The sequence below is a fragment of the Carnobacterium sp. genome, from assembly GCF_032094055.1.
In the GTDB taxonomy this organism is placed as follows: domain Bacteria; phylum Bacillota; class Bacilli; order Lactobacillales; family Carnobacteriaceae; genus Carnobacterium_A.
Map to the genome: position 1 here is coordinate 11,359 of NZ_DAMDAK010000026.1, position 2,378 is coordinate 13,736.

Consider the following 2,378-nt stretch of genomic DNA (forward strand, 5'->3'; position numbering starts at 1 on the left):
TTTTACTTTTTCTAAGATCGTTTTATCTTCTGAGTTGTTAGGAACAGTACTGGCAGTATCCTGTTTGCTTTCAGACAGAGACAATTTTGACATAACGGCATCATAAACATCATTAACAGCTGGCCCAATAATCACTTGATACTGGCCGCCACCGGTGGTGACACCAAGAACACCCGTTAACTTTTGGATAGCCTCATCGTTGGCTTTTGATTCATCCGTTAAATAAAATCTGAGGCGTGTAACACAGTGGATCAAACCGTCTATATTCTCTTTTCCGCCGACATAACGAATAATATTTTCAGCTAAACTTTGGTAATCTTGTGTATGTTTCATTGCGGTTCACCCCTTTTATGTATTCGGTTCGTTAAATGTATATTCTCATATCTGCGCTGATCGTTCCACTATTTGACTCAGGAGTTTCTATGTTTTTATGCTTTATTGTGAACCGCGAATTTACGAGATAATCTGCAAAATATTTTTATGTACCTTATCGTTAGAGAGTTAGCCTTATTAAGGCACTTAAATAGAGTTTACGTGCCCTAACACTGGAGATTTACTCTCGTTAAGGTACTTAACTAGGATTTTCGTACCTTAATGCCAGAAAAACAAACTCTTTAAGGTACTTAAACAGTTTTTTGACTTTAGCTCATTTATTTGAGTTTATCATCTGGCAAAACAATATGAGAAATTCATAAAGAAAAAATTTTTTCAGATTACTGATTGAAAATGCACCGAATATAAAATCAGATTGTAAAGTCAATTAGCTTGGTATAATGCATTTCTCTCCTTATAATGTATAATAAGAAGAGTTCAAAGGAAGGAGGAAAGAATATGAATCGCGGAAAAAAGAATTATACAGCTTATCTATCTTCCGTTGTTATTTGTGTCCTCTTTACGATATGGGGAGCAATACCTGGAAGCTTGCTTGGTAAGTATTCGATGAATCGTGTCGCAGAAGTACTGCAAAATTTTATTTCGACAGAATTTGGCTGGCTGTATGTGCTGTTAATGGTAGTGATTCTGGTAACAGTTGTCTATTTACTATTTTCTAAATATGGAGACATCAAACTGGGTCGGCAAGAAGATAAACCAGAATTCAGTTATTTCTCTTGGGTTGCTATGTTGTTTAGTGCAGGAATGGGAATTGGATTAATTTTCTGGGGAGTGGCTGAACCTGTTATGCATTTGCATGATCCAGCTATTCCTTCTTCTGATAAATTAGCAAATGCTAGAGAATCCATGTCCTACACTTTTTTTCACTGGGGACTGCAACCATGGGCTTTATACGCGCTTATTGGTCTGATTATTGCCTATACGACTTTCAGGAAAGATAAGCCGGCTATTATTAGTGAGAGTGTCACGCCGTTGTTTGCAAAGAGGTATAGAGGGACTATTGGTACAATTGTGGATACGATCGCTATTATTGCCACCGTATTTGGAGTGGCCACTTCTCTCGGATTAGGAGCTCAGCAAATCGCAGGAGGGCTTAGTTTTTCAATCAGCTGGATCCCAAATACATTTGCTATTCAGTTGGCCGTTATCGTAATTGTGACAGTTCTTTATCTAATCAGTGCCACAACTGGACTAGACAAAGGAGTTAAGATTTTAAGCAACGTAAACATTGCATTAGCTGTCCTTTTGATGCTGGCTGTTCTCTTTATTGGACCGACAGCGTATCTGTTAGATTTATTTGTGCAAAGCATCGGAAATTATTTCCAAAAATTGCCGGGAATGAGTTTTCGTTTGGCAGCGTTTAGTTCCGAAAATAGACAATGGATCGACAAATGGACCATTTTTTATTGGTCATGGTGGATTTCATGGGCACCTTATGTATCTTCATTTATTGCTCGGATTTCAAAAGGAAGAACGATTCGAGAATTTGTCGGAGGCGTGCTGATCGTACCAACAGTCTTCACATTTCTTTGGTTTTCCGTATTTGGCGGGACTGGGATTTGGCAAGAACTGTTCAATAATAACAACCTTATCCAAGTTATTACGGAAAAAGGAACAGAAACAGGTCTATTTGCGATGCTGGAAAGTTATGGAAGTATTGGAAAGGTGATCACAGGTATCGCTATCTTGCTGATTTCAACTTTCTTTATCACTTCTGCCGATTCGGCTACTTATGTGTTGGCTATGTTTAGTACAAATGGTAATTTGACGCCGCATGCACGGGTGAAACTCCTTTGGGGGATTATTATGTCCAGTATAGCAGCGATTTTACTTTATGCAGGAGGGTTAGAATCTCTGCAAGCTGTTGCCGTACTTGGCTCGTTTCCATTTTTATTCGTTGTGATTCTAATGGGCATCAATTTCTTTAAATGGCTCGGAGAAGAAAAGATAATAAATGGAAAAAATTAAATAAAGAAAAAAAACAT

Annotated in this window: 2 protein-coding genes; one reads left to right on the plus strand and one right to left on the minus strand. The window is 38.0% G+C overall.

All coding sequences use genetic code 11. The features are described from left to right. On the minus strand, positions 1 to 333 hold a 333-nt coding region (locus RT405_RS05780; protein ID WP_313468337.1), incomplete at its 3' end, for a PTS transporter subunit EIIB. 498 nt (positions 334 to 831) lie between these two features. On the opposite strand from RT405_RS05780, the gene RT405_RS05785 reads away from it, so the two are divergent. Next, positions 832 to 2,361, plus strand: a complete 1,530-nt coding sequence (locus tag RT405_RS05785; protein WP_313468338.1) for a BCCT family transporter — start codon at positions 832 to 834, stop codon at positions 2,359 to 2,361. The last annotated feature ends 17 nt before the right edge of the window (positions 2,362 to 2,378 follow it).

What these genes read in the sequence shown, in the direction of transcription:
- RT405_RS05785 (WP_313468338.1), top strand. Translation starts at nt 832, where the DNA reads ATGAATCGCGGAAAAAAGAATTATACAGCTTATCTATCTTCCGTTGTT.